Below are 26,625 nucleotides of genomic sequence, written 5' to 3' on the forward strand. Positions count from 1 at the left end.
GTCGCATGAGCTTGCAGCAACCGATGAACAGCAGTGGCCAAACAGCCCGACAATGAACCTCTTCACAGCGTCGCAATCCCATCATTATGCCCGCCGGCCGGGCTATACAGCCCTGTGACGGCGGCGTAGCATGCGCCACCCGACGCCTGTCGCTTTTCTACTGCCTCTTCGCTGGACCCGCTCACTATGCCTTCGCGTAAGTTTGGATTGAACCTGGTCGTGTTCCTGGCGATTGCCGCCTTGTTCACCGGTATCTGGGCACTTTATAACCGCCCGGTAACTGCCCCTGACTGGCCGGAACAGATTTCCGGCTTCTCCTTTTCCCCTTTCCGTGCGGGGCAAAACCCTCAGCAGGATACCTATCCGAGCGAAGCAGAGATGCGCGCCGACCTGGAACTGCTGACCACCCAGACGGACAACATTCGCACCTATTCGGTCGATGGCGCCCTGAGCAGGATTCCCTATCTGGCCGAAGAGTTTGGCCTGCGGGTAACCCTGGGTATCTGGATCAGCCCGGACTTGGAACGCAACGAGCGGGAAATCGCCAAAGCCATCGAAATTGCCAACACGTCGCGCAGCGTCGTGCGTGTCGTCGTCGGCAACGAAGCGCTATTCCGTACCGAAGTGACGCCCAAGAACCTGATTGCCTACATTGACCGTGTGCGCAGCGCCGTAAAAGTCCCAGTGACCACCTCCGAACAGTGGCACATCTGGCAGGATCATCCGGAACTGGCTCAGCATGTCGACCTGATTGCCGCACACGTGCTGCCCTACTGGGAATTCGTGCCCATGGAAGACTCGACCGAGTTCGTCCTTGAGCGCGCCAAAGATCTGAAAAAGCTCTTCCCGAAGAAGCCCCTGCTGCTCTCCGAAGTCGGCTGGCCCAGTAACGGCCGCATGCGCGGCGGCGCTGATGCATCCCAGGCTGACCAGGCAATTTACCTGCGCACCCTGGTCAACACATTGAACGCCAAGGGTTACAACTACTTCGTCATCGAAGCTTTTGATCAACCCTGGAAAGCCAGCGAAGAAGGTTCTGTAGGGGCCTACTGGGGCGTGTACAACCTTGACCGCCAACCCAAATTTGCCTTCGAAGGCCCGGTGGTAGCCATCCCACAGTGGCGCTTGCTGGCCATTGCCTCCGTCGTCCTGGCCCTGCTGAGCCTGGCCATCATGCTGATTGACGGCAGCGCATTGCGCCAGCGTGGCCGCACGTTCCTGACCTTTGTCGCCTTCGCCGGCGGCTCTGCTCTGGTGTGGATCGGCTACGACTACAGCCAGCAGTACAGCACCTGGTTCAGCACCCTGGTCGGCCTGCTGCTGGGCTTCGGCGCCTTCGGCGTATTTATCGTGCTGCTCACCGAAGCGCATGAACTGGCCGAAACGGCCTGGACGCGCACGCGCCGTCGCCGCTTTCAACCCGTGGACAGCGATACAGCCTATCGGCCCAAGGTGTCGATCCATGTGCCTTGCTACAACGAGCCGCCTGAGATGGTCAAACAGACCCTCGATGCCCTGGCCGCACTGGATTACCCGGACTACGAAGTCATCATCATCGACAACAACACCAAAGACCCGGCCGTTTGGGAACCGGTGCAAGCCTATTGCGAGCAACTCGGCCCGCGGTTTCGCTTTTTCCACGTGGCGCCATTGCATGGCTTCAAGGGGGGCGCCCTGAACTACATCCTGCCGCACACCTGTCCGGATGCCGAAGTGGTGGCGGTGATCGACTCCGACTACTGCGTCGACCGCAACTGGCTGAAGTACATGGTGCCGCATTTCAGCGACCCGAAAATTGCCGTGGTGCAGTCCCCGCAGGACTACCGTGACGGCAATGAAAGCGCCTTCAAGAAACTCTGCTATGCCGAGTACAAAGGGTTCTTCCATATCGGCATGGTGACCCGCAACGACCGTGATGCGATCATCCAGCACGGCACTATGACCATGATCCGCCGCAGCGTGATGGACGAGCTGAAATGGGCCGACTGGACCATTTGTGAAGATGCCGAGCTGGGGCTGCGCGTGTTCGAGAAGGGTTACAGCGCCGCCTATGCCCACGAAAGCTTTGGCCGTGGCCTGATGCCCGATACCTTTATCGACTACAAGAAACAGCGCTTCCGCTGGGCCTATGGCGCGATCCAGATCATGAAAGGCCATGCACGCAGCCTGTTCCTCGGCAAAGGTTCCGAGCTGAAGAGTGGCCAGCGCTATCACTTCGTCGCGGGTTGGCTACCGTGGATCGCCGATGGCCTGAATATCTTCTTCACCGCCGGCGCCCTGCTCTGGTCGGCGGCGATGATCATCGTGCCGCAGCGGGTTGACCCGCCGCTGATGATCTTCGCCATCCCGCCGTTGGCGCTGTTCTTCTTCAAGCTGGGCAAGATTCTGTTCCTCTACCGCAAGGCCATGGGCGTTGATCTGGTGCGTTCCTTCCAGGCGGCGCTGGCGGGCCTGGCGCTGTCGCACACGATAGCCAAAGCCGTGCTCTACGGGACCTTCACCAAAACCATCCCGTTCTTCCGCACACCGAAAATGGCCAGCAACCACGGCATCATGGTGGCCCTGGCTGAGGCCCGCGAAGAGGTATTTATCATGTTGCTGCTGTGGGGCGCGGCCATCGGCATCGGCATCGTCCAGGGCCTTCCCAGCGCCGACGTGAAGTTCTGGGTGGCCATGCTGGTGGTGCAGTCGCTACCGTACCTGGCAGCCCTGATCATGGCCCTGCTGTCGTCCCTGCCGAAGCCGGCGCAAGACGAGGTGGTGCAAATCGCTGACGCCTGACGAACGATCTGTTCACTCAGGATGGCGAGCCAATCAACACTGCGCGTCAACCTGTCGAAACGGCGGCCTCGGGCCGCCGTTTTGCATTAAGATGGCGGCCTTTGTGCCTGAAGCCGCCCCGGAGCCGCAATGACCACCCACGCCACGCCCCTTTCCCCGACGCTGGAGCTTGCCTGTGAGCTGATTCGTCGTCCGTCCGTCACGCCGCTTGATGAGGGCTGCCAGGAACAGATGACGCGCCGCCTTGCCGCCTGCGGTTTCACCATCGAACCGATGCGGATCGAGGACGTGGACAACTTCTGGGCCAGCCACGGCAACGACAACGGCCCGGTCTTGTGCTTTGCCGGACACACCGATGTGGTCCCCACCGGCCCAGTGCAGAAGTGGCAGCACCAGCCGTTCGATGCGCTGATCGATGAGAACGGCATGCTCTGCGGCCGTGGCGCGGCAGACATGAAAGGCAGCCTGGCGTCGATGATCATCGCCGTTGAACGCTTTGTCGCCGAATACCCGGATCACAAAGGCCGTATCGCCTTTCTGATCACCAGCGACGAAGAAGGCCCGGCGCACCACGGCACCAAGGCGGTGGTTGAACGCCTGCGCGAACGTAACGAGCGCCTGGATTGGTGCATCGTCGGCGAACCATCGAGCACCTCCCTGGTTGGCGACGTGGTGAAAAACGGCCGCCGCGGCTCGCTCGGCTGCACCCTGACCGTACGCGGCAAGCAGGGCCACGTGGCCTACCCGCACCTGGCGCGCAACCCGATTCATCTGGCCGCGCCGGCCCTGGCCGAATTGGCCGCCGAGCATTGGGATGACGGCAACGCCTTCTTCCCGCCGACCAGCTTCCAGATTTCCAACCTCAACGCAGGCACCGGCGCGACCAACGTGATTCCGGGTGAGCTGAAGGCCATCTTCAACTTCCGCTTCTCGACTGAATCGACGGTTGAAGGCCTGCAGCAGCGTACTCAGGCCATTCTCAACAAACACGGCCTGGATTTTGAACTGGACTGGGCCCTCTCCGGCCTGCCCTTCCTCACTGAGCCGGGTGCGCTGCTCGACGCCGTAGCGGCCAGCATCAAGGCCATCACCGGCCGCGATACCAAACCATCTACTAGCGGCGGTACCTCGGACGGGCGTTTTATCGCGACCCTCGGCACCCAGGTGGTCGAACTCGGCCCGGTCAACGCCACCATCCACCAGGTCGACGAGCGCGTACTGGCCAGCGATCTGGATGTGCTGACCGAAATTTACTACCAGACCCTGGTCAATCTGCTCGCATGAGCCTGATCTGCCCCATCTGCCAGGCCCCCCTGCAGACGCTCGACAACGGCGTCGCCTGCCAGGCCAACCACCGCTTTGACCGCGCACGCCAGGGTTACCTGAACCTGTTGCCAGTACAACACAAGAACAGCCGCGACCCGGGCGACAACCTCGCCATGGTCGAAGCGCGGCGGCGCTTTCTCGACGGCGGTCATTACGCACCGCTGGCCAAGCGCCTGGCCGAACTGGCGGCCGGTTATAACCCGGCGCGCTGGCTGGATATCGGTTGCGGCGAGGGTTACTACACCGCGCAGATCGCCGATGCCCTGCCGCAAGCCGACGGCTACGCCCTGGACATCTCCCGCGAGGCGGTCAAGCGCGCCTGCAAACGTGCGCCGCAGCTGACCTGGCTGGTGGCAAGCATGGCCCGTGTACCGTTGGCGGACGCCAGCTGCCAACTGCTGGCCAGCGTCTTCAGCCCGCTCGATTGGCTGGAAGCCAAGCGCCTGCTGCCCCCCGGTGGCGGCCTGCTGCGCATGGGCCCAACCAGCGAACACCTGATGGAATTGCGCCAGAAGCTATATGACGAAGTGCGTGACTACGATGATCAGAAGCACCTGGAGCTGATCCCCGACGGCATGCGCCTGGCCCACAGCGAAACCCTGACCTTTAATCTGCACCTGCAAAGCAGCGAAGCCCGCGCCGACCTGCTGGCCATGACCCCACACGGCTGGCGCGCCAGTGCCGAACGCCGCGCAGCGGTGATCGCCGAACCCTGCGACGTGACTGTCGCCATCCGCTACGACTGGATCGAGAGACTATGACCATGCGCCAACCGGATATCGAGATTTACCTGAAAGACGCCGACCACACCGCCATCGGCGAGTGGCTGAGCCAAGCGCTGGGCAGCTGCACACCCTGGCAGCAGAAAGGCCAGACCTTCAAGTGCATGGCCGGTGAAGTTCCCGTCACCTGGCTGCCCAAGGCCGTCGGCAAATGGCACAGCCTGTTCCTGGAAAGCGATGCCACGCCCTGGGCCGACGACCTGGCTTGCGCTCAGGCCGCCTTCGCCGCGCTGAATGTCGAAGTGCGCTGTGCACCCGGCGGCTGGCAGGAAGAAGAAAGCGACGAGCAGGCCGACCGCTGGATGCGCATCAGCGCCGATGGGGTGGAAGAGATCACCTGGCGCACCGGCTAACCGACCGCTGAAAACTACTGCGCTCGGCTATTCTGCGTTGCAACGACCAACCGGAGTACCAGCCGAAGGCTGATCCGAAGGACGAGCGATGCGAGTAAAGCAGCCTCACAGCCAAAGGCTGAACGTGCTTTAGCACGACCCGAAGAGGTGAGCGCAGCGAATCCAATGTTCATGTACAGACGTACGCTTCGCTTTTCGGCTACTTCCGCCTTGCCTAGCCATCGCTCGCTACGTTTTCAACAGCCGCTTTACAGACGAATACAAAAAACCCCGCCTAAGCGGGGTTTTGTTTAACCGGGCGTTTACTTCTTGCCCAGTTTCTTCAGCTCTTCGTCACGCAGTTCGCGGCGCAGGATTTTGCCAACGTTGGTGGTCGGCAGCACGTCGCGGAACTCCACAGCTTTCGGCACTTTGTAGCCAGTGACGTTGGCCCGCATGTGCTCCATGACCTGCTCTTTGGTCAGGGTTTCACCCGGTTTGACCACCACAAAGATCTTGATCGCCTCACCCGATTTCTCATCCGGCACACCGATGGCCGCGCACTGCAGTACGCCTGGCAGGGTGGCCAGCACGTCTTCCAGCTCGTTCGGGTAGACGTTGAAGCCTGACACCAGAATCATGTCCTTCTTGCGGTCGACGATACGCATGTAACCGTCTTCCTGGATCACCGCGATATCGCCGGTCTTCAACCAGCCTTCGGCGTCGAGGATTTCGTCGGTGGCTTCCTGGCGCTGCCAGTAGCCCTTCATCACCTGCGGACCTTTGACGCACAACTCACCAATCGAACCCAGCGGCTGCTCGACGCCTTCATCGTCGATCACCTTGCACACGGTCGATGGAACCGGAATACCGATGGTGCCGATCTGGATATTGCTGAACGGGTTAACCGAGGCCACTGGGCTGGTTTCGGTCATGCCGAAGCCTTCGCAGATCGAGCAACCAGTCACCTGCTTCCAACGCTCGGCAGTCGCCAGTTGTAGCGCCATACCACCAGAGAAGGTGGCCTTGAGGGTCGAGAAGTCCAGCTTGCGGAAGTCCTCGTTGTTGCACAGGGCAACAAACAGGGTGTTGAGACCGACAAAACCGGTGAATTTGTACTTGGCCAGGTCCTTGGTCATGGCTGGCAGATCACGCGGGTTGGTGATCAGCACGTTGTGCCCGCCAATCAGCATCATCGCCATGCAATGGAAGGTGAAGGCGTAGATGTGATACAGCGGCAATGGCGCGATCAACACTTCACTGCCTTCGCTCATTTCCGAGCCCATCAGCGCCTTGACCTGGAGCATGTTGGCGATCAGGTTGCGGTGGGTGAGCATCGCGCCCTTGGCCACGCCGGTGGTGCCACCGGTGTATTGCAGCACGGCGATATCGCCATTGCTCGGCGCTGCATCCTTGGGTGCCTGGCCACGGCCTTTGGCCATGGCCGCAGTGAATTTAACGGCTTGCGGCAGGTTATAAGCCGGCACCATCTTTTTCACACGCTTGACCACGCTGTTGACCAGCAGGCGCTTGAGCGGCGGCAGCATGTCACCGACTTCGGTGATGATGACCGTCTTGATCCCGGTTTTCGGCAGTACCTGCTCAGCCAGATGGGCCATGTTGGCCAGACTGACCAGAGCCTTGGCACCGGAATCGTTGAATTGGTGTTCCATTTCCCGCGCGGTGTACAGCGGGTTGGTGTTGACCACCACCAGTCCGGCACGCAGGGCACCGAAAACCACAACCGGGTACTGCAACACGTTGGGCAGTTGCACGGCGATCCGGTCGCCGGGCTGCAGATTGGTGTTCTGCTGCAAGTAAGCGGCAAAGTTGCCGGACAACTCGTACAGCTCACCGTAGGTAATGGTTTTACCCATGTTGCTGAAAGCAGGCTTGTCGGCGAAGCGTTGGCAGGACTCTTTCAGTACCGCTTGAATGTTCGGGTACTGGTCAGGATTGATTTCGGCAGCAATCCCAACGGGATACTTATCCTTCCAAAAGTTTTCGGTCATGGAAGCCCACTCCTCAGCAACAGCTTGATCTTCACCGCGCGTAGACGGTTGTTTATTGTAGGTTCGCGTGATTTCTTGCGACTTGAACAGCCAAAAATTGCCGCAAGCAACTTCTGACGTCGCACAGCGACAGCCCAGAAAGACAGGTCACTATGGATGGCGGATCACAAAAAAGCCGCCCGAGAGTAGCAGCTTTGCCAAACAGCGACTAGCACCAATAAGCGCCGCAGCAGTCACAAAAGTGACCAACAATCAACAATCAGTCATTTCTATAATTTCGCTGAAACCGGCGGACTATAGCCGTTGCGCAGTGATAGAAGGGATTTCAGCGCACCCGCCGTTGTCACTGCGGTATGCGCTGAAACAGTCACTGCGTTGAAGCGATCAAGCGATGTCGCGCAACTCACGGCGGAGAATCTTGCCAACCGGGGTCATCGGCAGCGAGTCACGGAAGACAATCTGCTTGGGCACCTTGTAGCCGGTGAAGTTTTCCTTGCAGTAGGCCTTCAGCTCCTCAGCATTGAGGCTGCTGTCGCGGGCCACCACGAACAACTTGACCGTTTCCCCAGACTTCTCATCCGGCACGCCGATGGCCGCGCAACTGGCGACTTTCGGGTGGGCCATGACCACATCTTCGATCTCGTTGGGGTACACGTTAAAGCCCGAGACGATGATCATGTCCTTCTTGCGGTCGACGATACGTACGAAACCATCCGGATCGATCACCGCCACATCACCGGTCTTGAACCAGCCCTCGGCGTCCAGCACTTCGGCCGTGGCTTCGTCACGATTCCAGTAGCCCTTCATCACCTGCGAGCCCTTGATGCACAGCTCGCCACGCTCGCCCAACGGCTGCTCGATACCGTCATCATCAATCACCTTGAACGCCGTGCCCGGCACCGGAATGCCCACCGTGCCCAAGCGCGCTTTGTCGCCATAAGGATTGGTGCTGGCCACCGGGCTGGTTTCGGTCAGACCGTAGCCTTCGACCACGGTGCAACCGGTCATTGCCTGCCAGCGCTCGGCCGTGGCCTTGACCAGGGCGGTGCCCCCGGAATTGGTGACCTTGAGTTTGGAGAAATCCAGGTTCTTGAATTCAGGGTTATCCATCAACGCGACAAACAGCGTGTTGAGACCCAGCAGTGCAGAGAACTGCCACTTGCCCAGCTCCTTAACGAAGCCTGGAATGTCGCGCGGGTTGGTGATCAGCACGTTATGGTTGCCGTTGACCATCATGCACATGCAGTTCGCGGTGAAGGCATAGATATGGTACAGCGGCAGCGGCGCGATCATGATTTCCTGGCCCTGCTTCATCAGCGGGGTGCCATCGCTGCCCAACTGCGACAGGCAGGCATCGACCTGCAGCATGTTGGCCACCAGGTTGCCGTGGGTCAGCATCGCGCCCTTGGCCACCCCGGTGGTGCCGCCGGTGTATTGCAGCACGGCAACATCGGCATGACCGACCTTGACCGGTTTGAGCGCATGGCCCTGGCCCTGCTTGAGTGCATCCTTGAACGCCACCGCCTGCGGCAGGTGGTAATCCGGAACCATCTTCTTGACCTTCTTCACCACGGTGTTGACCAGCCAACCCTTGAGGCTCGGCAGCAGGTCACCCATCTTGGCTTCGATCAGGTAATCGATCTCGGTGTCCGGCAGCACATCCTGCACCAGCTTGCCGAACATGTTCAGGTACACCAGCGCACGCACACCGGCATCCTTGAACTGATGGCGCATCTCGCGGGCGGTGTACAGCGGATTGGTGTTGACCACAATCAGCCCGGCGCGCATCGCGCCGAACACGGCAATCGGGTACTGCAGCACGTTGGGCATCTGCACGGCGATGCGGTCACCTGGCTGCAAGTCAGTATGTTTCTGCAGGTAAGCGGCAAAGGCCGCCGAAAGCCGATCCAGCTCAGCATAAGTCAGGGTCACGCCCAGGTTGCTGAAGGCGGGCCGGTCGGCGAATTTCTTGCACGAGCGCTCAAACACCTCGATCACCGACTTGTAAGCCCCCAGGTCGATGTCATTGGGTACGCCGGCCGGGCGCTTGTCGCTCCAGAAATCAGGCTGCATTATTTTTGTCCTCTTGCCCTGAGATGGTCTGATCCGCGCTGCGGAGTTGGCTGGAACTTAACAGTTAACGCCATACAGGCAAATAGCCGAGCAGCGTCATTGACGCACTGAATCTTGCCGCTCGCTGCACAACTATCCTGCCAACCCGGTACAGAAACGCCGCCAGCGGATAACGGCCATAGGTTCATGGACAGCCGTTACACCTGGATGGACTTTGCGCCGCGCTGCACGGGGTGCACAATGCGAAGCTTCTGCAGGCTCAAGGAATTCGCCATGCCCCACCACGCGTTCTGGCTCAACAGTACCGATGCAGCGCCTCTCTACGTCAATCGCTGGTGCGCAGAACAGCCGCCAAAAGCATTGTTGATGGTGGCCCACGGCATGGCCGAACACAGCGGACGCTATGCCCGCCTGGCCGAAGCGCTGGTGGCGCAGGGCTTCGAGGTTTACGCACATGACCAGCGCGGGCATGGCAAAACCGCCGAGCATGGCCTGCTCGGCCACTATGCCGACAGCAAAGGCTGGGAGCTGGTCGTCAACGATCTCGCACGCCTCAATCATCATATGCGGCAAACCCACCCACAAACGCCGATTTTCCTGCTCGGCCACAGCATGGGCAGCTACATCGCTCAGGCCTATCTGATGCAACACAGCTGCAGTTTGCAGGGTGCGATTCTGTCCGGTTCCAATTACCAGCCCGTGGCGCTGTACCGCGCGGGCCAGTGGCTGGCACGCTTCGAGCGCTGGCGACAAGGGCCAGAGGGACGCAGTGCTCTGCTGGAATTCGCCTCATTCGGTTCGTTCAACAAGGCCTTCAAACCTAACCGCACCGCCTTCGACTGGCTGAGCCGTGACCCTCTGGAAGTCGACAAGTACATCCATGACCCACTGTGCGGCTTCCGCTGCAGCAATCAGCTGTGGATCGACCTGCTCGGCGGCCTGCAACAGATCACCCCACTGGAAAATCTTGCGCAGATCGACAACAGCCTGCCGCTGCTGGTGATAGGCGGGGCCTGTGACCCGGTCAGCGACGGCCGCCGTCAGCAGGATCTGGGCAACGCCCTGAGGGCCGCCGGCAACCAGCACGTTCAAGTCAAACTCTATCCCGACGCGCGTCACGAGTTGCTCAACGAGAGCAATCGTGACGAAGTCACCGCCCAGATCATCGACTGGTTGCAGCAGGCCCTCAGCCAACCGCGCCAGTACCACCAACAGAGCCAAGAGAGTCACCCATGACCCAGAGCAGCAACACGCCCTACGACGCCCTCGAAGTCGGCCAGACCGCCAGCTACAGCAAGACCGTCAGCGAACGCGATATCCAGCTGTTTGCCGAGGTCTCCGGCGATCACAATCCGGTGCATCTGGATGCGGACTACGCTGCCACCACCATGTTCAAGGAGCGTATCGCCCACGGTATGTTCAGCGGTGCCTTGATCAGCGCCGCCGTAGCCTGCGAACTGCCTGGCCCCGGCACCATCTATATCGGCCAGAGCATGCGTTTCACCGCACCGGTGAAGCTCGGCGACACCCTCACCGTGCGCCTGGAAATCCTTGAGAAACTGCCAAAATTCCGCGTGCGTGTAGCCACTCGCGTGTTCAACCAGAACGATGAGCTGGTGGTCGATGGCGAAGCGGAAATCCTCGCCCCGCGCAAGGCACAGACTGTTGAATTGACTCAGCTGCCGCCCATCACCATCGGCTAAAAATTGCTCACGATCGACTGCCCGTTGCTCGGCGGCAAGATCATCAAGAGCTTCTAAGCTTGTTAGCCCACGTCACCGTCGCTGCCTGCGGCGGTGCTCCGCCCTTCTATACAATCGCGCCCGAGGCACTCCCGCTTCGGCGCTTCTGGAGATACCCATGTCCCTGTCCATGTACCAAGCATCCATCCCCGTCTTTACCCGCCAGCTGAACAACCTGTCGACCATCCTCGGCCTCGCCGCCGCCCACGCCGCAGAGAAAAACATCGAGCAGAGCGTATTTCTCAACGCCCGCCTGGCCCCCGATATGTTCCCGCTCAGCCGCCAGGTGCAAATCGCCTGCGACGGCGCCAAGGCTGGCGCTGCGCTGCTGGCTGAAGTGGAAGCACCCAGCCATGCCGACGACGAAACCAGCTTCGCCGAACTGCAAACGCGCATCGCCAAGACCCTGAGTTTTCTGCAAGGCCTGAGCGCCGCACAGATCGACGGCAGCGCAACACGCACCGTAACCCTCAAGCGCCGCGACAAAGAAACCCACTTCCAGGGTCAGGCCTTCCTGCTCGATCACGTCATGCCGAACTTCTACTTCCACTACACCACCGCCTACGCCATCCTGCGCCACAACGGCGTCAATATCGGCAAGCGCGACTTCCTCGGTACTCGTTAAGACAAGCGCCAGGTCTTACAGGCGACGCCGAAGGCCCCATCAGAAGGCCAAGCAGAATCGTTGTGGAAGGGTGCGAGCCGCATGGATGCGGCGAGAGGGCTGGCGCCACCGCGATAAAAGGCCAGGGACGGCCCTTGTACGCCGCCCCCTAGAGCAATGATGGAGTGAGGGAACCCGACGAAGTCGGGCCGGATGCAAGGGGAAAGAACCTTTGCTTACTTTTGGCGGGGCCGCCATCCGGGCGTTTGCCAAAAGTGAGCCGCCGTAAGGGCGGAACCACTCGTCAGTGGAAGACACAAACGGCGAATGGCTCGCCTGTCATAACCGTGCCCACTGCCCATCCACACGATGGGCCTGCAGGTGCGGCAGCACCGCTGCCAGCAATGGCTCCTTGAAGGCATCCTGAAAGCGATGGGCCAGTCCCGGAATCAGGCGCAGCTCACTGCCTTTGATATGCGCGGCCACATGCACACCGTGCATCACCGGCAGCAGCGGATCAGCCGTACCGTGCACCACCAGCGTCGGCACCTGCAAGCGGTTGAGCAGTTCGACCCGGCTCGGTTCGGCGAGGATGGCCAGCAACTGGCGTTGCACCCCCTCTGGGTTGAAAGCGCGGTCATAGGCGACCTGCGCCTGCTGTAACAATAACTGGCGGTCATCACTGACCGCCGGGCTACCCAGCGCCGCCAGCAGGTCAGCCTGCTGTTCCAGCGCCACCGTGCGATTGGGGGCGTCGCGCCGAGCCAGCAAGGTCAGCAGTTCGCTGCTCGGGGCCGGCAGGCCCTGGGCACCGGAACTGGTCATCACCAACGTCAGGCTCTGAACCCGCTCAGGCGCAAGGTCGGCCATGTGCTGAGCGATCATCCCGCCCATGCTAGCGCCCAACACATGGGCGCGTTCGATCTTCAGGCTATCCAGCAGCCCCAGAGCATCACGGGCCATGTCGCGCAGGCCATAAGGCGCTGCCACCGACAGCCCCAGGCGATAGCGCAGCGCTTCATAGGTCAGGTTGATTTCCGGTGCCGTAGCGACCCAATTGCTCAAGCCGACATCGCGGTTATCGAAGCGAATCACCCGAAACCCCTGCTGACACAGACGCTCGACGACCTCATCCGGCCAATGAATCAATTGCCCACCCAGGCCCATCACCAGCAGCAACGCCGGGTCCGTGTCACGCCCGATACTCTGGTAAGCCAGGCGCACGTCTGCGACCTCGGCGGTCAGCGTTGGCACCTGAACACTGCAAGGTTGTGCGGCAAAAGCCGGCAGGCCGCACAGCAGTGCGACGAGAACAATCAAACTACGCATGGCATCACCCAGCCATGGGACAGCAGAACGCAGCCCCCCATTAAGACGCGAGTGTGATGATGTTTTTACGAGCGCACTGCCACACAAGCGTGACAATTTGATGAAGGGAGACGAGCGGTCGCCATTGCAGTGAGTAGGTTGGGTGAGGAGCCTGCGACGAAGCCCAAAAAACGGGCAAGTGTCGAGCAGAACCTGGAGTTCCCAGTTGGACTTCGCTGCGCTCGGCACCAACCTACACAATGGCTGATCAGGCCAGTTCGCTACGCAGCTGACGAGCCGCCGCCACCATATTGATCAACGCCGCTTCGGTCTCCGGCCAGGCACGGGTTTTCAGGCCGCAGTCCGGATTGACCCACAGCCGCTCGAGCGGAATACGCTGCGCGGCCTTGCGCAACAAGTTGACCATCTCCCTGCTGTCCGGCACCCGTGGCGAGTGGATGTCATACACGCCGGGGCCGATGTCGTTGGGGTAGTCGAAGCGCTCGAAGGCCTCCAGCAGCTGCATGTCCGAACGCGAGGTTTCAATGGTGATCACGTCGGCATCCATGGCGGCGATGGACTCGATCACGTCGTTGAACTCGCTGTAGCACATGTGGGTGTGGATCTGCGTTTCGTCACGCACACCCGAGGCGCACAGACGGAACGCCTCAGTGGCCCAGTTCAGGTACCCCTGCCACTGCGCCTGGCGCAGCGGCAGGCCTTCGCGGAAGGCGGCTTCGTCGATCTGGATGATCCTGATACCCGCTGTTTCCAGGTCAACCACCTCGTCACGAATGGCCAGGGCCAGCTGACGCGCCTGCTGCTCAGGGGAAATGTCGTCGCGCGGGAAGGACCACATCAGCATGGTCACCGGGCCGGTCAGCATACCCTTCATCACTTTGCGGGTAAGGGTCTGCGCATAACCGATCCAGGCCACAGTCATGGCCTTGGGCCGACTCAGGTCGCCGTAGATCACTGCAGGTTTTACGCAACGCGAACCGTAGCTCTGCACCCAACCGAAACGGGTCAAGGCATAGCCGTCGAGCTGCTCGGCGAAGTACTCGACCATGTCGTTGCGCTCGGCCTCGCCGTGCACCAGCACATCCAGACCGAGGTTTTCCTGCACCTCAACGGCATGACGGATTTCGCTGTGCATGGCCTCGGTGTAATCCCCCGCCGACAGCTTGCCAGCCTTGAACGCCTGACGCGCCAGACGGATGGCGGCGGTTTGCGGAAACGAGCCAATGGTAGTGGTCGGCAAGACCGGCAGCTGCAGGCGTGCGCGCTGCTGCTCGATGCGTGTGACAAATGGCGACTGACGCTGGCTGTCAGCGGCAGTAATGGCAGCCAAACGCGCCTGCACTGCCGGCTTGTGGATGCGTGGCGATTGCGCGCGACTGGCCTGCACGGCGCGGCTTGCCGCCAGTGCGGCCTGCACCTGAGCATCCTGCGGGTTATTAAGCGCCGTGGTCAGCAGTGCGACTTCCTCACACTTCTGCACGGCAAAGGCCAGCCAGCTTTTCAGCTCATCATCCAGTTTGTCCTCGCGGTTCAGGTCCACCGGGCTGTGCAACAGCGAGCAGCTTGGCGCCACCCACAGGCGCTCGCCCAGGCGCTCCTGGGCCTGTTGCAACGTCTCCAGCACCGCTTGCAGATCGGTACGCCAAACGTTGCGGCCACTGACCACGCCCAGCGACAGCACCTTATAGGCCGGCAAACGGTCGAGGATGGTCGGGAACTGCTCGGGCGCACGTACCAGGTCGATATGCAGACCATCCACCGGCAGGCTGGCGGCCAGACCGAGGTTGTCTTCCAGGCCGGCGAAATAGGTAGCGATCAGTTTCTTGCAGGGCTCGCGCTGCAGCAGGTTGTAGGCGCGCTCGAAGGCGTTCTTCCAGGCTTGCGGCAGGTCCAGCACCAGAATCGGCTCATCGATCTGCACCCACTCCACACCCTGAACGGCCAGGCGCTGGAGGATTTCGCCGTAGACCGGCAACAGGCGCTCCAGCAGATCGAGTTTGTCGAAGCTCTCGGTTTCAGCAGCGGCACCCTTGGCTTTGCCCAACCACAGATAGGTTAGCGGGCCGATCAGCACCGGCTTGACGCGGTGACCCAATGCGTGAGCTTCTTCGACTTCCTCGAACAGTTGCTCCCAGCTCAACTGGAACTGCTGCTCGACACTGAATTCGGGCACGAGATAGTGGTAGTTGGTATCGAACCATTTGGTCATTTCTTGCGCATGGGCACCGCAACAGGCGTTCTGGCTGCTCTTGTTTGCAACGGCACCGCGCGCCATGCCGAACAAGGTATCCAGGGTCGGCTTGTCGTTGGCCGGGCGAAAGCGCTCGGGGATCACGCCGAAGCTCAACGAGTGCGTCAGCACCTGGTCGTACCAGGCGAAATCGCCGACCGGCAGCAGGTCGATACCCGCGTCCTTCTGCAGCAGCCAGTGGGCGGCGCGCAGCTCACGCCCCACCGCCTGCAGACCGGCCTCGTCCAGTTCGCCCTTCCAGTAGGCCTCCAGGGCTTTTTTCAGTTCACGGTCGCGACCGATACGCGGAAAACCAAGGGAATGGGACAGGGCCATGTCAGAACGCTCCAGCAGATCAATAAGATGCTGGCTATTCTCGGCACCCCGTCTAAGTGAGACAAACTCAATCTATTCGCCTTGATCTATAGTTTTTCTCATGTTCTGCTTATCGCTAGAACGCCGACCCGCCAAACACCGAGGCCCGCCATGCTCGAATTGCGCCACCTGAAAACCCTGCACGCCCTGCGCGAAAGCGAAAGCCTGGTGGATGCAGCCGAACGCCTGCACCTGACGCAATCGGCGCTGTCGCACCAGTTCAAGGAATTGGAAGAGCGTCTGGGCATGCCGCTGTTCGTGCGCAAAACCAAGCCGGTGCGCTTTACCAGCGCAGGACTGCGCCTGTTGCAGCTGTCTGACACGGTGTTGCCGCTGCTGCGCGGTGCCGAACGTGATTTAGCCCGCCTGGCCGGTGGCACCGCCGGCCGGCTGCACATGGCCATCGAATGCCACAGCTGCTTCCAGTGGCTGATGCCGACCATCGACCAATTCCGCGATGCCTGGCCGGAAGTGGAACTGGACCTGGCCTCGGGCTTCTCCTTCGCGCCACTGCCCGCCCTGGCCCGCGGTGATCTGGACCTGGTAGTGACCAGCGATCCGCTGGAGCTGGCCGGCATCACCTATGTGCCGCTGTTTACCTATGAAGCCATGCTCGCCGTGGCCAACCAGCATCCGCTGGCCAGCAAACCGTGCATCAAGCCGCAGGACCTGGCCACGGAAACCCTGATCACCTACCCGGTGGAACGCGATCGCCTGGACATCTTCACCCGCTTCCTTGAGCCGGCGGATGTCGAACCAGCGCAGGTGCGCACCTCCGAGCTGACGGTGATGATGATGCAGCTGGTGGCCAGCGGCCGTGGCGTGTGCGGCCTGCCCAACTGGGCGCTGCATGAATACAGCTCGCGCGGCTATGTGACCGCCAAGCGCCTGGGTGACAAGGGCCTGTTTGCCACTTTGTATGCCGGCATCCGCACCGACATGCTCGACGCGCCGTTTATGCGCGACTTCCTGCTGACTGCCAAAGACACCTCTTTTGCCAATCTGGAAGGCGTCAGCGTGGCACGCGGCTAAACTCGAACAACCCGCTGCCTGAATAGCGAGCACTGCATGCGTTATTTGCTTTGCGTTTTGCTGCTCTGGACTGGCCTCTGCCAGCCGCTGCATAGCCAGGAGAAAATCCACATCGCCATCGGTGAATGGCCGCCGTTTATTAGCGCATCGCTGCCGCACTATGGCGTGGTGCCGCAGCTGATCAACGAAGCCTTTGCCACCCAGGGCGTCAGCGTGGAATACGGTTTCTTCCCCTGGAAACGCGCCTACACGGAGGTCAAGCAGGGCCGCTGGCAAGCCTCGGCCATCTGGGGCCGCACGCCGGAGCGCGAAGCCGACTGCCTGTTTTCTGCAGTGGTGTACAGCGATGAACTGGTGCTGTTCTATCACCGCGACAAGCCGGTCAACTGGGATGGCAGCCTGACCGGGGCCGAGCAGCTCAATGGCCTGCGCATCGGCATTCCGCTGGGATCGGCGAAGATGCCGGTGCTGGAGCAAGCCGAACAGCGCGGCTGGGTGCAGTACGAAGCCAGCGGGGATGAGCTGATCAACCTGCGTAAACTGGCTGCCGGGCGCATCGATGCGGTGGACATCGTCAAAGGCTCGGGCAGCCATGTGCTCAGCCAGCTCAGCGCCAATGAACGCGCCCGCCTGACCACCACGCAAACCTATGAAACCTGGGATTACCACGTGATCTTCTCCCGCCAGTTGCCGGAGAGCGAACGCCTGCAGCAACTCTTCGATCAGGGTCTGCGTGAACTGAAAGACAGCGGCCGTTATGTGCAACTCTGGCAACAGTTCAACTCGCCCACCGCCCTCTGAGCCCCTATCGGATTGAGCCACGGCAAAGCCTGTTACAACTGCCGGCTTGCTCAAGCGTGACCAGCAGTCATAGCATGACCACCGGTCACAGACATTGATAACCCCCCATGCGCTACCAAGATCAACTCTTCGAACAACGCGAGAACGCCCTCCTCGACGCTGCCCGCCAATTGTTTGCCGAGCAGCCCTGGGACCGCGTGACGATTGCCGAAGTGGCGCTTGCCGCTGGCATCGGTAAAGGCACGGTGTACAAGCACTTCCCCAGCAAGGAAGCGCTGTATGCGCGCCTGGTGCTCGACCTCAGCCGCGCCAACCTGCTGGAACTGCGCGAACTGCATGCCGCCAGTCCGGCGCAGGACGCCATGCGCCGGGTCATTCAGCGCGCCTTCGAGCAGATGCTGGCCAACCCGATCCAGGCGCAGCTGTGCCTGCACTGCGACCGCCCGGAGTTTCAGGAGCGCCTGGAAAGCCCGTACCGCCAGCAATTCCTCGATATAGAGCAGGAATTCCAGCTGTTCTTCAGCGACATGCTCGGCGTCACCCTGAACAACCAGGCGCTGAGCCAGAGCGACTGCCAGAACCTGCTGTGGGGCGTGGAAGCCTGCGTCAACGGAGTGATGGCGCGTATCGCCTCCGGTGGTTTTGCCCATTGGGCCGAGCCGATAGCCCTGGATGAGTATTTCGCTCGCGTCACCGATTTCATCATTGCCGGCCTGCGCACCCAGGCCGCCGACTTGCTTGCTCAACCTCATCGCCACGAGTAGCCACCATGTTCAGTCAACTGTCCAAACGCCCCTGGTTGATCGCCGTCGCCATCAGTCTGCTGCTCGTGTTGTGGCTGTTCAGCGGCTCGCTGTTCAAGGCCCAGGAAACCGCCACCGCCGATGCGCCTGCCGAGGCAAAGGGCCTGACCAAGGTTGAAGTGCAGTGGCTGGAAGCCAGCCCGATGCAGCGCCAGCATGTGGTGCAGGGTCAGATCGAGGCCTGGCGCCGGGTTGAGCTGCGCTCGCAGATCAGCGGTACGGTGACGCGCTTGGATCAAGACAAAGGCAACCCGGTCAAGCAAGGTCAGTTGCTGCTCAGCCTTTCCACCGACAACCGCCCGGCCCAGGTAGCCAAGGGTGAAGCTGATGTACGCCAGCGCGCCGCCGATGCCAGTGCTGCCAACCGTTTGCACGAACGCAAGATGATTTCCTCCAACGAGCTGATCCGCTTGCAAAGTGAGCTGGCCAAGGCCCAGGCTGAACTGGACCTGGCGCGCATTCAGCTGGGTAATACGCAGATCAGCGCGCCCTTTGCCGGGGTGTATGACCAGCGCACGGTCGAGCTAGGCGATTTCGTCCAACCGGGGCAAAGCCTGTTAACCCTGGTCGACATCAGCCTGCTCAAAGTCAGCGCGCAGATTGCCCAACAGGAGGTCACCCACCTGACCCTGGGCCAGAGAGTGCGGGTCGAATTGCTTGATGGCCGCGAACTGCAAGGCGAACTGCATTTTATCGCCGCCGCCGCCGAGCCTGGCTCACGCAGCTTCCGTATCGAGGTCAAGGTCGCCAACCCTCAGGCCCTGCGCCTGGCCGGTGCCAGTGCGACCCTGCATGTACAAACCGGCGAAGCCCTGGCCCATCGCCTGTCACCTGCCCTGCTGAGTCTGGATAAAGCCGGCCGGCATGGCGTCAAGTGGGTCAATGAGCAGCAACAGGTGCAGTTCACCCCGGTGCAGCTGATCAGCGTCGACAACCAGGGCGCCTGGGTCAGCGGCCTGCCTAACAAGGTGGCCTTGATCACCCTCGGCCAGGGCTTTGTCGAGCCGGGCCAGCAGGTGATCAGCCAGCTGGCCAAGGGGGTAGCTGATATGCATGGCCTGATCGCTGCGGCGCTGGATCGCAGCCGCACCAGCCTGCTGGTGCTGCTATTTCTTATGCTAGGTGGGCTGGCGGCGTATTTCGCCATCCCCAAAGAAGCCAATCCGGATGTCAGCATCCCGATCATCTATGTCTCGGTAACCCTCGAAGGCATCAGCCCGGAAGACGCCGAACGCCTGCTGGTTCGCCCGCTGGAGCAAGAACTGCGCAGCCTCGAAGGGGTCAAGGAAATGCGTTCCATGGCCAGCGAAGGCCATGCCTCGGTGACCCTGGAGTTCGATGCTGGCTTCAACGCCAAGCTGGCCCTCGCCGATGTGCGCGAGAAGGTCGATACCGCCCGCAGCAAGCTGCCAGAGGAAGCCGAAGAACCCACGGTCAATGAAGTCAACGTGGCGCTGTTTCCGGTGCTGTCGATTGGTCTGTCCGGGCCGATTGCCGAAACCGAATTGGTCTACATCGCCCGCCGCCTGAAAGAGAACGTCGAAGGCATCGCCGAAGTGCTCTCGGTGGAAATCGGCGGCGACCGCGAAGACCTGCTGGAAATCGTCGTCGACCCGCAGGTGCTCGACAGCTACGGCATCGATTACAACGAGCTGTTCAACCTGGTCAGCCGCAACAACCGCCTGGTCGCCGCCGGCAGCCTGGACACCGGTGCCGGGCGCATGAGCATGAAAGTGCCCGGGGTGATCGAAAACCTTGAAGACGTACTGTCCATGCCGATCAAGGTGGTGGGCAACAGCGTGGTGACCTTTGGCGATGTCGCCACCATTCACCGCACCTTCAAGGACCCCACCGGTTACGCGAGGATCAATGGCCAGCCCGCGGTGGTGCTGGAGGTGTCCAAGCGCAGCGGCGCCAACATCATCGACACCATCGAGCAGGTCAAGGCGCTGATGACCAAGGCCCAGCCGCTGCTGCCCGAGGGCCTCAAGGTCAGCTACATCATGGATCAGTCGCAGCAGGTGCAGAGCATGCTCAGCGATCTGCTCAACAACGTGATTGCCTCCATCGTGCTGGTGCTGATTCTGGTGGTGGCGAGCATGGGCATGCGCTCGGCGCTGTTGGTTGGGCTGACCATTCCAGGGGCCTTTCTAACCGGCATCCTAGTGATCTGGATGTTCGGTTTCACCCTGAATATCGTCGTGCTGTTCAGCCTGATTCTGGTGGCTGGCATGCTGGTGGACGGCGCCATCGTCGTCTCAGAACTGGCCGACCGTTACCTGCACCAGGGGCAAACGCCACGCCAAGCCTGGGCCAATGCCGCCATGCGGATGGCCTGGCCGGTCATCTCGTCCACCGCCACCACCCTGGTGGTGTTTTTACCGCTGCTGTTCTGGCCCGGTGTGGTCGGCCAATTTATGAAATACCTGCCGGCCACGGTGATCGTCTGCCTGCTCGCTTCACTGGCCATGGCCCTGGTGTTTCTGCCGGTGCTCGGTGCGGTCACCGGTGGCCAACCGCTGCCGCAGCCGACTCAGCCAGGCCGAGCAGCCGTGGGTTATCGCCGCCTGCTGGGCGCCTTGCTGAAGCGCCCAGGGCTCACCCTGCTGGGCATCCTCGCGTTGATTGCGCTGATCTACACCGCCTATGGCCGTTTCAACCATGGCGTGGAGTTCTTCCCCGAAGTCGAGCCGGAAAACGCGCAGATCTGGTTGCGCGCCCGTGGCGATCTGTCGGTGCAAGAAAAAGACGCCCTGCTGCAACAGGTGGAAAAGCGCCTGCTCGGCATGAGCGAGGTCAAAGCGCTGTACGCCCGCTCCCTGGCGCAGCCGGACGGCCAGCTCGGTGCGGACGTGATCGGCACCCTGCAGTTCCAGTTCGTCGAATGGCATGAGCGGCGCTCGGCCGGCCAGATCCTCGCCGACATGAGCACGCGAACGGCGGATATCCCGGGCATCGTGCTGGAATTCCGCAAACAGGAAGAAGGCCCCAGCAGCGGCAAGCCGGTGAAGCTACAGGTCAGTTCTATGGACCCGGCCAAGGCCGATCAGTGGGTCGAACAGGTGCGCGCCAACATGCAGCGCCTGGGCGGCTTCAAGGATGTCGAGGATGACCGTGCTCTGCCGGGTATCGAATGGCGGGTCAAGGTCGACCGCGAGGCGGCTGCGCGTTTCGGCGCGGATGTGCTGAGCGTGGGCAATGCCGTGCAGATGGTCACCAACGGCCTGAAACTGGCCACCTACCGCCCGGAAGACGCCACCGACGAGGTGGATATCCGCGTGCGCCTGCCGGCCAACTGGCGCTCCCTTGACCAGCTCGGCCGCCTGACCCTGAACACCCCGGCCGGGCAGATTCCGCTGAGCAACTTCGTCTCGCTGCAACAGGCGCCGAAGGTCGGCACCCTGCGCCGGGTCGACGGCAACCGCACTATCACTCTGCAAGCTGACATCGCCGAAGGCGCGCGCCTGGACGAGCGCCTGCAAGCCCTGCGTGAAGCCATGGGCGAGGTGCCCGTTGATGTGCAGGTGAAGTTCGCCGGCGAAGATGCCGACCAGCGTGAAGCCGCGACCTTCCTCGGCACCGCCTTTGCGGTGGCGATTTTCCTGATGTTTATCATCCTGGTGACCCAGTTCAACAGCATCTACCAGTCGCTGCTGGTGCTCTCGGCCATCGTGCTGTCCACCGCCGGCGTGCTGATGGGCCTGCTGGTCAATGGCCAGTCGTTCGGCATCGTGATGGTGGGTATGGGCCTGATCGCACTGGCGGGGATCGTGGTGAACAACAACATCATCCTCATCGACACCTACAACCAGCTGCGCCGCCAGGGTCTGGAGCCGCGTGAGGCGGCGCTGGAAACCGGCAGCCTGCGCTTGCGCCCAGTGCTGCTGACCGCCGTGACCACGGTCCTCGGCCTGGTGCCGATGGTGATCGGGGTTAACGTTGACCTGCTCACCCCAAGCCTGGGCTTTGGCGCGCCGTCGACCCAGTGGTGGACCCAGCTGTCCAGCGCCATCGCTGGCGGCCTGAGCTTCGCCACCGTACTGACCCTGCTGCTGACGCCTTGCATGCTGGTACTCGGCTCGCGTTTCGAACGTCGCCCGCCGCCGCTGGAAACCTTCGACGATGACCTGCTCGACTTGCCGGAGCATCTGCTGGCCAGTGCCACCGGCAAGGTCGAGCTGCAACGCACGCCCTAAGCTGTTCGCCCAGGTCAACAGTGGCCTGGGCATGGTCGAATACAGCGCCAGCGGGGTTCGGCTGTTTATCGTCGACCGAAGGCTTTATCAGACCGGATTAATTGCGCTCGGAACTCAGCAGCATCAACAGCGACACCGGCTGCTCGCTCTCCGGGTGCAACGGCTCCTGCAGCCATTGCAGGCGCCAGCCGGTATCGCTGAATAAGCCCAACCAGGACTCCAATGTGCGGAAAAACCAGGGCATCGGTTGAGCAAAGCCCTCGCCGAAGCCAGCAAAGGTTTCCACCCGCCAACCGTCGCGATAACCCACGTCATTGCAGGCGCGCCAGGGGTGCAGAGTCTGGATCAGCAACCGGCCATCCTGCGCCAGCAGGCCATGCAGGGCATTCAGCGTCGGCGCCAGGGGTTCTTCCAGAAGGGCAAAGTTGCACACCAGCATATCGAAACGCCCCAGCAGCCCAGCCTGACTCTCCAGCTCGGCATAACCGCATACGCGGTACTGCGACGTGCCTGACGCCGCCTGCTGCGCCACAGCAATCAGCGGGGCGGAGGCGTCCACGCCCACCGCCTCAATACCATGTTCGACCAGCCCACGGCACAACCAGCCCTCGCCGCAGCCCAGATCCAGCACGCGCGTGGGTGCAAGGGCGAGAATCGCCTGAACGATGGCCGCATCGGTCACCAGTCGGCGACTTTCAATGCGTTGCTCGCGCACGGCCGCCGTCCAGGCATCGGCATTGGCCTGCCAGCTGAGGTTGAGTTGCTCCCGATGGTCGCGTTGCATAGCTCACTCGTCGCCTGTTCAACATCTGTATGAGCACACCCGCCAAAGCAAGTGCAGCCACTGGCAATCCTGCGCTGTTCACCTCGCGTGCGCATTGCCGCTGATCACTTATTCAGCGCCCGGTGGAGACCGAGAAAATCTTGCGTCTGCCAAACCCGTCCCGGCGTCATCGACACAGCAGCAGCTAAACTGCAAGCAGAGGCCGACTGAGCGGAGCTCAGTGAACAAGCCCGCTGATGTGATTCAGCAACCTGTCAAACCTATGGACGAGTACATCAGGCTAAATGAATATGGGCGCATCATGGCAACCCAGCATCACCCCACTAACGGCCAATCAGCAGCGACCGGCACCACGTAAACATCGCAGCGCATTAAAAATCACCTTCTGGCTGCTCGTGCTGGTTCTGATCATAGTCGCCGGTCTACTGCTCGCCGAAGAGCTGCGTACCTCACGCTATCAAGCCCAAGAAATCAGCCGTTACGCGCAAACCCTCAGCTACCGCGTCGAACCGGGCCCGAGCAATGCTATCGTCTACCCCAAAGAAGGCCCCTTCGACAAACGTCAAGGTTACACCTACCTGCCGTTGATGCTTGAGCGACTCAGCCAGCGCAACTTTATCGTGCAGCAACAGGCGCAGTTCTCCCCCGCCCTACTCGACTATGCCCAACGCGGCCTGTTCATCCCCTATCCGGAGAAGATTCAGAGCGGACTGAGCATCAGTGACTGTAGCGGTACGCCTTTCTATGAATTCCGCTACCCGCAACAGCGCTACCCGAGCTTCAACGCCATCCCGCCACTGGTAGCCAGCAGCCTGCTGTTTATCGAGAACCGCACGCTGCTTGACCCTGAACAGCCACTGGCCAACCCGGCCGTGGACTGGCCGCGCTTCTTCATGGCCGCCATTTCTCAGGTCGGCAAGTTGCTGGACATGCAGGACCAGTCGGCAGGCGGTAGCACCCTGGCTACTCAGCTGGAGAAATACCGCCACTCACCGGACGGCTTGACTGTGTCCGCGACGGAAAAACTGCGACAAATGCTTTCCGCCAGCGTACGCGCCTACCAGAGTGGCCCGCAGACCATGGCTGCGCGCGAGAATATCGTTCGCGACTACCTCAATAGCGTGCCGCTGTCTGCCGCGCCTGGGCATGGCGAAGTTCATGGTCTGGCCGATGGCCTGCGCATCTGGTTCGGCGCGGACTTCGCCCAGGTCAACCGGCTGCTCGACCCCGCACAGTCAGCGGATGCCAGCCTGGCCGAACGTGGCCTCGCCCTGCGTCAGGTGCTGGCCCTCATGATTGCCCAGCGCCGCCCGTCTTATTACCTGGCCCAAGGCCGCCATGACCTGGCCGAACTGACTAACAGCCATATCCGCCTGCTGGCCGGCGGCGGCCTCATCGACATCGCACTGCGCGACGCCGCCCTGCAGCAGACACTCAGCTACCGCGACTGGGCTCTTGAGCCGAACCTGCAGACGGTGGACAGCAACAAGGGCATCAGCGTTTCGCGGGCGCGGCTCTCGACCATGCTCAACATGCCACTGTACGACCTCGACCGCCTTGATCTGAGCGCGACCAGCACCCTCAACAATGACCTGCAACAGGCCGTCAGCCAGTACCTTCAGCAGCTGGCCGAGCCCACCTTTGCCGGACAGATCGGCCTGTTTGGCGAACGCCTGCTCTCACCGGAAAAAACCGCTGATGTGCGCTACAGCTTCACCCTGTTCGAGCGCACAGAAAATGGCAGCATGGTACGGGTACAGACCGACAGCACCGACCAGCCGTTCGACATCAACGAGGGCAGCAAGCTGGAACTGGGCTCCACTGCCAAGCTCAGGGTGCTGGCCACCTATCTGGAAATCATCGCCGAACTGCACCAGCGTCACGCGGGGCAAAGCGCCAATCAACTGCGCGCCGTCAATGCCCGAGATAACCTGACTCGCTGGGCAATTGATTACCTGCTCAGCACGCCCAACGCTAGCCTGGCGGGCATGCTGAACGCCGCCATGGAACGTAAATACTCGGCCAGTCCAGGCGAGCGCTTCTTCACTGGCGGCGGCATCCACACCTTCAACAACTTCCGGCGCGAAGATAACCAACGCATTGCCAACATGCGCGAAGCCCTGCGCGAATCGCTTAACCTACCGTTTATCCGCCTGATGCGCGACCTGGTGCGTTACAGCACTTACCAGGGCCCGAACAACAGCGCTGAACTGCTTAAGGACGACAAAGATCCCCGCCGTCAGGTTTATCTACGCGACTTTGCCGATCGGGAAGGCACCTCATTCCTGCAGCGTTTCTGGCGCAAGTATCAGGGGCAACCGGAACAGCAGCGCCTGGACACGTTCCTCAATGGCCTGCGCCACACCTCAGTACGCCTCGCGGCTGTACACCGCTACCTGCAACCTACTGCTGACGAAGCCAGCTTTGCCGCCTTTCTGCGCAAATATCTGCCACAGGAAACGCTCAGCGATAAGCGAATTAACGAGCTGTACCGAAGTTACGGGCCAGGCGCCTATAGCCTGCCCGATCAAGGCTATATCGCTCGCGTTCACCCTCTGGAGCTCTGGTTGCTGGGGTATCTGATCGAACAACCGCAGGCGCGCTTCAGCGATGCCGTCGCTGCCAGCCAGAATGAACGTCAGGAGGTCTATGGCTGGCTATTCCGCAGCCGCCACAAAAGCGCCCGCGATAGCCGTATCCGCATCATGCTGGAGGTCGAGGCCTTTCTCGATATTCATCGCCGCTGGCAGAACCTGGGGTACCCCTTCGCCCACCTGGTGCCCTCACTGGCCACTGCGATTGGCAGCTCAGGTGACCGTCCAGCAGCACTGGCCGAGTTGATGGGGATCATTCAGAACGACGGTATCCGCCAGACCACAGCCCGTATCGACAGCCTGCATTTTGCTGCGGATACACCCTACGACACCCTTGTGGTGCGAGACCACAGCGCAGGAAAACGCGTCATGGCACCCGAGGTGGCCGCAGCACTGCGCAACGCTCTAGCCGATGTGGTTGAGGCCGGCACTGCGCGGCGCTTACTTGGCAGCTTCATCCAGGCTGACGGACAACCGCTCAAAGTCGGCGGCAAAACCGGCACTGGAGATAATCGCATCGAAACCGTCGGCGCCGGTGGCCGGGTCCTCAGTTCACGCGCGATGAACCGCACCGCCACATTTGTCTTCTATTTAGGAGACAACCATTACGGCACCCTTACCGCCTTCGTTCCCGGGCAAGCAGCAGAAAACTTCCGCTTCACTTCAGCACTCCCCGTGCAGGTACTCAAAGGCATGGCGCCTATCCTGCAACCTTATTTGCAGCCTGGTACCCGCAGCCTGTGCCATATGACAGGCAGTGAACAGGCCGCCTCAGGTGCAAATTAACGTGGGCCAATAAAAACGGGAGGCCAAGCCTCCCGTTTTTATT

The 26,625-nt window shown here is 61.3% G+C and carries 17 protein-coding genes and 1 pseudogene; 13 read left to right on the top strand and 5 right to left on the bottom strand.

Annotated elements, in window-relative coordinates; genetic code table 11:
* The first annotated feature begins 186 nt into the window (after window positions 1–186).
* From OU997_RS01865 to OU997_RS01880, 4 genes are all read left to right on the top strand, one after another.
* The gene (locus tag OU997_RS01865; RefSeq protein ID WP_267808683.1) at window positions 187–2,781 is read left to right on the top strand and encodes a glycosyltransferase; all 2,595 of its coding nucleotides are present in this window, start codon (window positions 187–189) and stop codon (window positions 2,779–2,781) included.
* 129 nt (window positions 2,782–2,910) lie between these two features.
* Window positions 2,911–4,065, top strand: a complete 1,155-nt coding sequence (gene dapE, locus OU997_RS01870; RefSeq protein WP_108487623.1) for a succinyl-diaminopimelate desuccinylase — start codon at window positions 2,911–2,913, stop codon at window positions 4,063–4,065.
* Window positions 4,062–4,868 (top strand): putative RNA methyltransferase, encoded by an 807-nt coding sequence (locus OU997_RS01875; RefSeq protein ID WP_108487621.1) that lies wholly within the window; start codon window positions 4,062–4,064, stop codon window positions 4,866–4,868. Before dapE ends, OU997_RS01875 begins: the two co-directional genes overlap by 4 nt.
* Window positions 4,869–4,870: 2 nt before the next feature.
* The gene (locus OU997_RS01880) at window positions 4,871–5,242 is read left to right on the top strand and encodes a hypothetical protein (protein ID WP_108487712.1); all 372 of its coding nucleotides are present in this window, start codon (window positions 4,871–4,873) and stop codon (window positions 5,240–5,242) included.
* 302 nt (window positions 5,243–5,544) lie between these two features.
* On the opposite strand, the gene fadD1 is transcribed toward OU997_RS01880, so the two are convergent.
* Together fadD1 and fadD2 are read right to left on the bottom strand one after the other, a co-directional pair.
* Window positions 5,545–7,233 carry a long-chain-fatty-acid--CoA ligase FadD1 gene (fadD1, locus tag OU997_RS01885; RefSeq protein ID WP_267808684.1) on the bottom strand — a complete coding sequence of 563 codons (1,689 nt, stop codon included), beginning with the start codon at window positions 7,231–7,233 and terminating at the stop codon, window positions 5,545–5,547.
* Between the two features lie 384 nt (window positions 7,234–7,617).
* A complete protein-coding gene (fadD2, locus tag OU997_RS01890; protein WP_267808686.1) occupies window positions 7,618–9,306 on the bottom strand; it encodes a long-chain-fatty-acid--CoA ligase FadD2 in 1,689 nt (562 codons plus the stop codon).
* A 273-nt stretch (window positions 9,307–9,579) separates the two neighbouring features.
* On the opposite strand from fadD2, the gene OU997_RS01895 reads away from it, so the two are divergent.
* The 3 genes from OU997_RS01895 (at window position 9,580) to OU997_RS01905 (ending at window position 11,673) form a co-directional block, all read left to right on the top strand.
* Window positions 9,580–10,542 carry an alpha/beta hydrolase gene (locus OU997_RS01895; protein WP_108487615.1) on the top strand — a complete coding sequence of 321 codons (963 nt, stop codon included), beginning with the start codon at window positions 9,580–9,582 and terminating at the stop codon, window positions 10,540–10,542.
* The gene (locus tag OU997_RS01900) at window positions 10,539–11,009 is read left to right on the top strand and encodes a MaoC family dehydratase (RefSeq protein ID WP_233684075.1); all 471 of its coding nucleotides are present in this window, start codon (window positions 10,539–10,541) and stop codon (window positions 11,007–11,009) included. Before OU997_RS01895 ends, OU997_RS01900 begins: the two co-directional genes overlap by 4 nt.
* Before the next feature lie 157 nt (window positions 11,010–11,166).
* Window positions 11,167–11,673 carry a DUF1993 domain-containing protein gene (locus OU997_RS01905; RefSeq protein WP_108487611.1) on the top strand — a complete coding sequence of 169 codons (507 nt, stop codon included), beginning with the start codon at window positions 11,167–11,169 and terminating at the stop codon, window positions 11,671–11,673.
* Between the two features lie 318 nt (window positions 11,674–11,991).
* Here OU997_RS01905 and OU997_RS01910 read toward each other — a convergent pair whose 3' ends face one another.
* Together OU997_RS01910 and metE are read right to left on the bottom strand one after the other, a co-directional pair.
* A complete protein-coding gene (locus OU997_RS01910) occupies window positions 11,992–12,981 on the bottom strand; it encodes an alpha/beta fold hydrolase (protein WP_108487609.1) in 990 nt (329 codons plus the stop codon).
* Window positions 12,982–13,228: 247 nt separating this feature from the next.
* Complete coding sequence (gene metE, locus OU997_RS01915; protein ID WP_108487607.1) at window positions 13,229–15,547, bottom strand: 5-methyltetrahydropteroyltriglutamate--homocysteine S-methyltransferase; 2,319 nt, start codon at window positions 15,545–15,547, stop codon at window positions 13,229–13,231.
* A gap of 150 nt (window positions 15,548–15,697) precedes the next feature.
* On the opposite strand from metE, the gene metR reads away from it, so the two are divergent.
* The 5 genes and pseudogenes from metR (at window position 15,698) to OU997_RS01940 (ending at window position 22,418) form a co-directional block, all read left to right on the top strand.
* Entirely contained in the window at window positions 15,698–16,618 is a 921-nt protein-coding gene (gene metR, locus OU997_RS01920; protein WP_108487605.1) for a transcriptional regulator MetR, read from the top strand.
* Window positions 16,619–16,654: 36 nt separating this feature from the next.
* Window positions 16,655–17,419, top strand: coding sequence for a substrate-binding periplasmic protein (locus OU997_RS01925; RefSeq protein WP_267808689.1), 765 nt, complete (start codon window positions 16,655–16,657; stop codon window positions 17,417–17,419).
* Between the two features lie 107 nt (window positions 17,420–17,526).
* Window positions 17,527–18,183: a TetR/AcrR family transcriptional regulator gene (locus tag OU997_RS01930; RefSeq protein ID WP_267808690.1), complete on the top strand. Its 657-nt coding sequence runs from the start codon at window positions 17,527–17,529 to the stop codon at window positions 18,181–18,183.
* 5 nt (window positions 18,184–18,188) lie between these two features.
* Window positions 18,189–19,229 (top strand): annotated as a pseudogene (locus OU997_RS01935) (efflux RND transporter periplasmic adaptor subunit); the annotation flags it as partial.
* Between the two features lie 42 nt (window positions 19,230–19,271).
* Window positions 19,272–22,418 carry an efflux RND transporter permease subunit gene (locus OU997_RS01940; protein WP_267809849.1) on the top strand — a complete coding sequence of 1,049 codons (3,147 nt, stop codon included), beginning with the start codon at window positions 19,272–19,274 and terminating at the stop codon, window positions 22,416–22,418.
* A 97-nt stretch (window positions 22,419–22,515) separates the two neighbouring features.
* Here the strand turns inward: OU997_RS01940 and OU997_RS01945 are convergent, their stop codons facing one another.
* Entirely contained in the window at window positions 22,516–23,202 is a 687-nt protein-coding gene (locus OU997_RS01945) for a class I SAM-dependent methyltransferase (protein WP_267808692.1), read from the bottom strand.
* Window positions 23,203–23,492: 290 nt separating this feature from the next.
* Between OU997_RS01945 and OU997_RS01950 the strand changes: the two genes are divergently transcribed.
* Window positions 23,493–26,582 (top strand): transglycosylase domain-containing protein, encoded by a 3,090-nt coding sequence (locus OU997_RS01950; RefSeq protein ID WP_267808694.1) that lies wholly within the window; start codon window positions 23,493–23,495, stop codon window positions 26,580–26,582.
* Window positions 26,583–26,625: the final 43 nt, after the last annotated feature.

The sequence above is a fragment of the Pseudomonas sp. SL4(2022) genome (genome assembly GCF_026625725.1).
Classification (GTDB): Bacteria; Pseudomonadota; Gammaproteobacteria; order Pseudomonadales; family Pseudomonadaceae; genus Aquipseudomonas.

What these genes read in the sequence shown, in the direction of transcription:
- OU997_RS01905 (WP_108487611.1), top strand. Translation starts at nt 11,167, where the DNA reads ATGTCCCTGTCCATGTACCAAGCATCCATCCCCGTCTTTACCCGCCAG.
- OU997_RS01930 (WP_267808690.1), top strand. Translation starts at nt 17,527, where the DNA reads ATGCGCTACCAAGATCAACTCTTCGAACAACGCGAGAACGCCCTCCTC.
- OU997_RS01865 (WP_267808683.1), top strand. Translation starts at nt 187, where the DNA reads ATGCCTTCGCGTAAGTTTGGATTGAACCTGGTCGTGTTCCTGGCGATT.
- OU997_RS01910 (WP_108487609.1), bottom strand. Translation starts at nt 12,981, where the DNA reads ATGCGTAGTTTGATTGTTCTCGTCGCACTGCTGTGCGGCCTGCCGGCT.
- OU997_RS01900 (WP_233684075.1), top strand. Translation starts at nt 10,539, where the DNA reads ATGACCCAGAGCAGCAACACGCCCTACGACGCCCTCGAAGTCGGCCAG.
- metE (WP_108487607.1), bottom strand. Translation starts at nt 15,547, where the DNA reads ATGGCCCTGTCCCATTCCCTTGGTTTTCCGCGTATCGGTCGCGACCGT.
- fadD1 (WP_267808684.1), bottom strand. Translation starts at nt 7,233, where the DNA reads ATGACCGAAAACTTTTGGAAGGATAAGTATCCCGTTGGGATTGCTGCC.
- OU997_RS01945 (WP_267808692.1), bottom strand. Translation starts at nt 23,202, where the DNA reads ATGCAACGCGACCATCGGGAGCAACTCAACCTCAGCTGGCAGGCCAAT.
- fadD2 (WP_267808686.1), bottom strand. Translation starts at nt 9,306, where the DNA reads ATGCAGCCTGATTTCTGGAGCGACAAGCGCCCGGCCGGCGTACCCAAT.
- metR (WP_108487605.1), top strand. Translation starts at nt 15,698, where the DNA reads ATGCTCGAATTGCGCCACCTGAAAACCCTGCACGCCCTGCGCGAAAGC.
- OU997_RS01875 (WP_108487621.1), top strand. Translation starts at nt 4,062, where the DNA reads ATGAGCCTGATCTGCCCCATCTGCCAGGCCCCCCTGCAGACGCTCGAC.
- OU997_RS01950 (WP_267808694.1), top strand. Translation starts at nt 23,493, where the DNA reads ATGGGCGCATCATGGCAACCCAGCATCACCCCACTAACGGCCAATCAG.
- OU997_RS01880 (WP_108487712.1), top strand. Translation starts at nt 4,871, where the DNA reads ATGCGCCAACCGGATATCGAGATTTACCTGAAAGACGCCGACCACACC.
- OU997_RS01940 (WP_267809849.1), top strand. Translation starts at nt 19,272, where the DNA reads ATGCATGGCCTGATCGCTGCGGCGCTGGATCGCAGCCGCACCAGCCTG.
- dapE (WP_108487623.1), top strand. Translation starts at nt 2,911, where the DNA reads ATGACCACCCACGCCACGCCCCTTTCCCCGACGCTGGAGCTTGCCTGT.
- OU997_RS01925 (WP_267808689.1), top strand. Translation starts at nt 16,655, where the DNA reads ATGCGTTATTTGCTTTGCGTTTTGCTGCTCTGGACTGGCCTCTGCCAG.
- OU997_RS01895 (WP_108487615.1), top strand. Translation starts at nt 9,580, where the DNA reads ATGCCCCACCACGCGTTCTGGCTCAACAGTACCGATGCAGCGCCTCTC.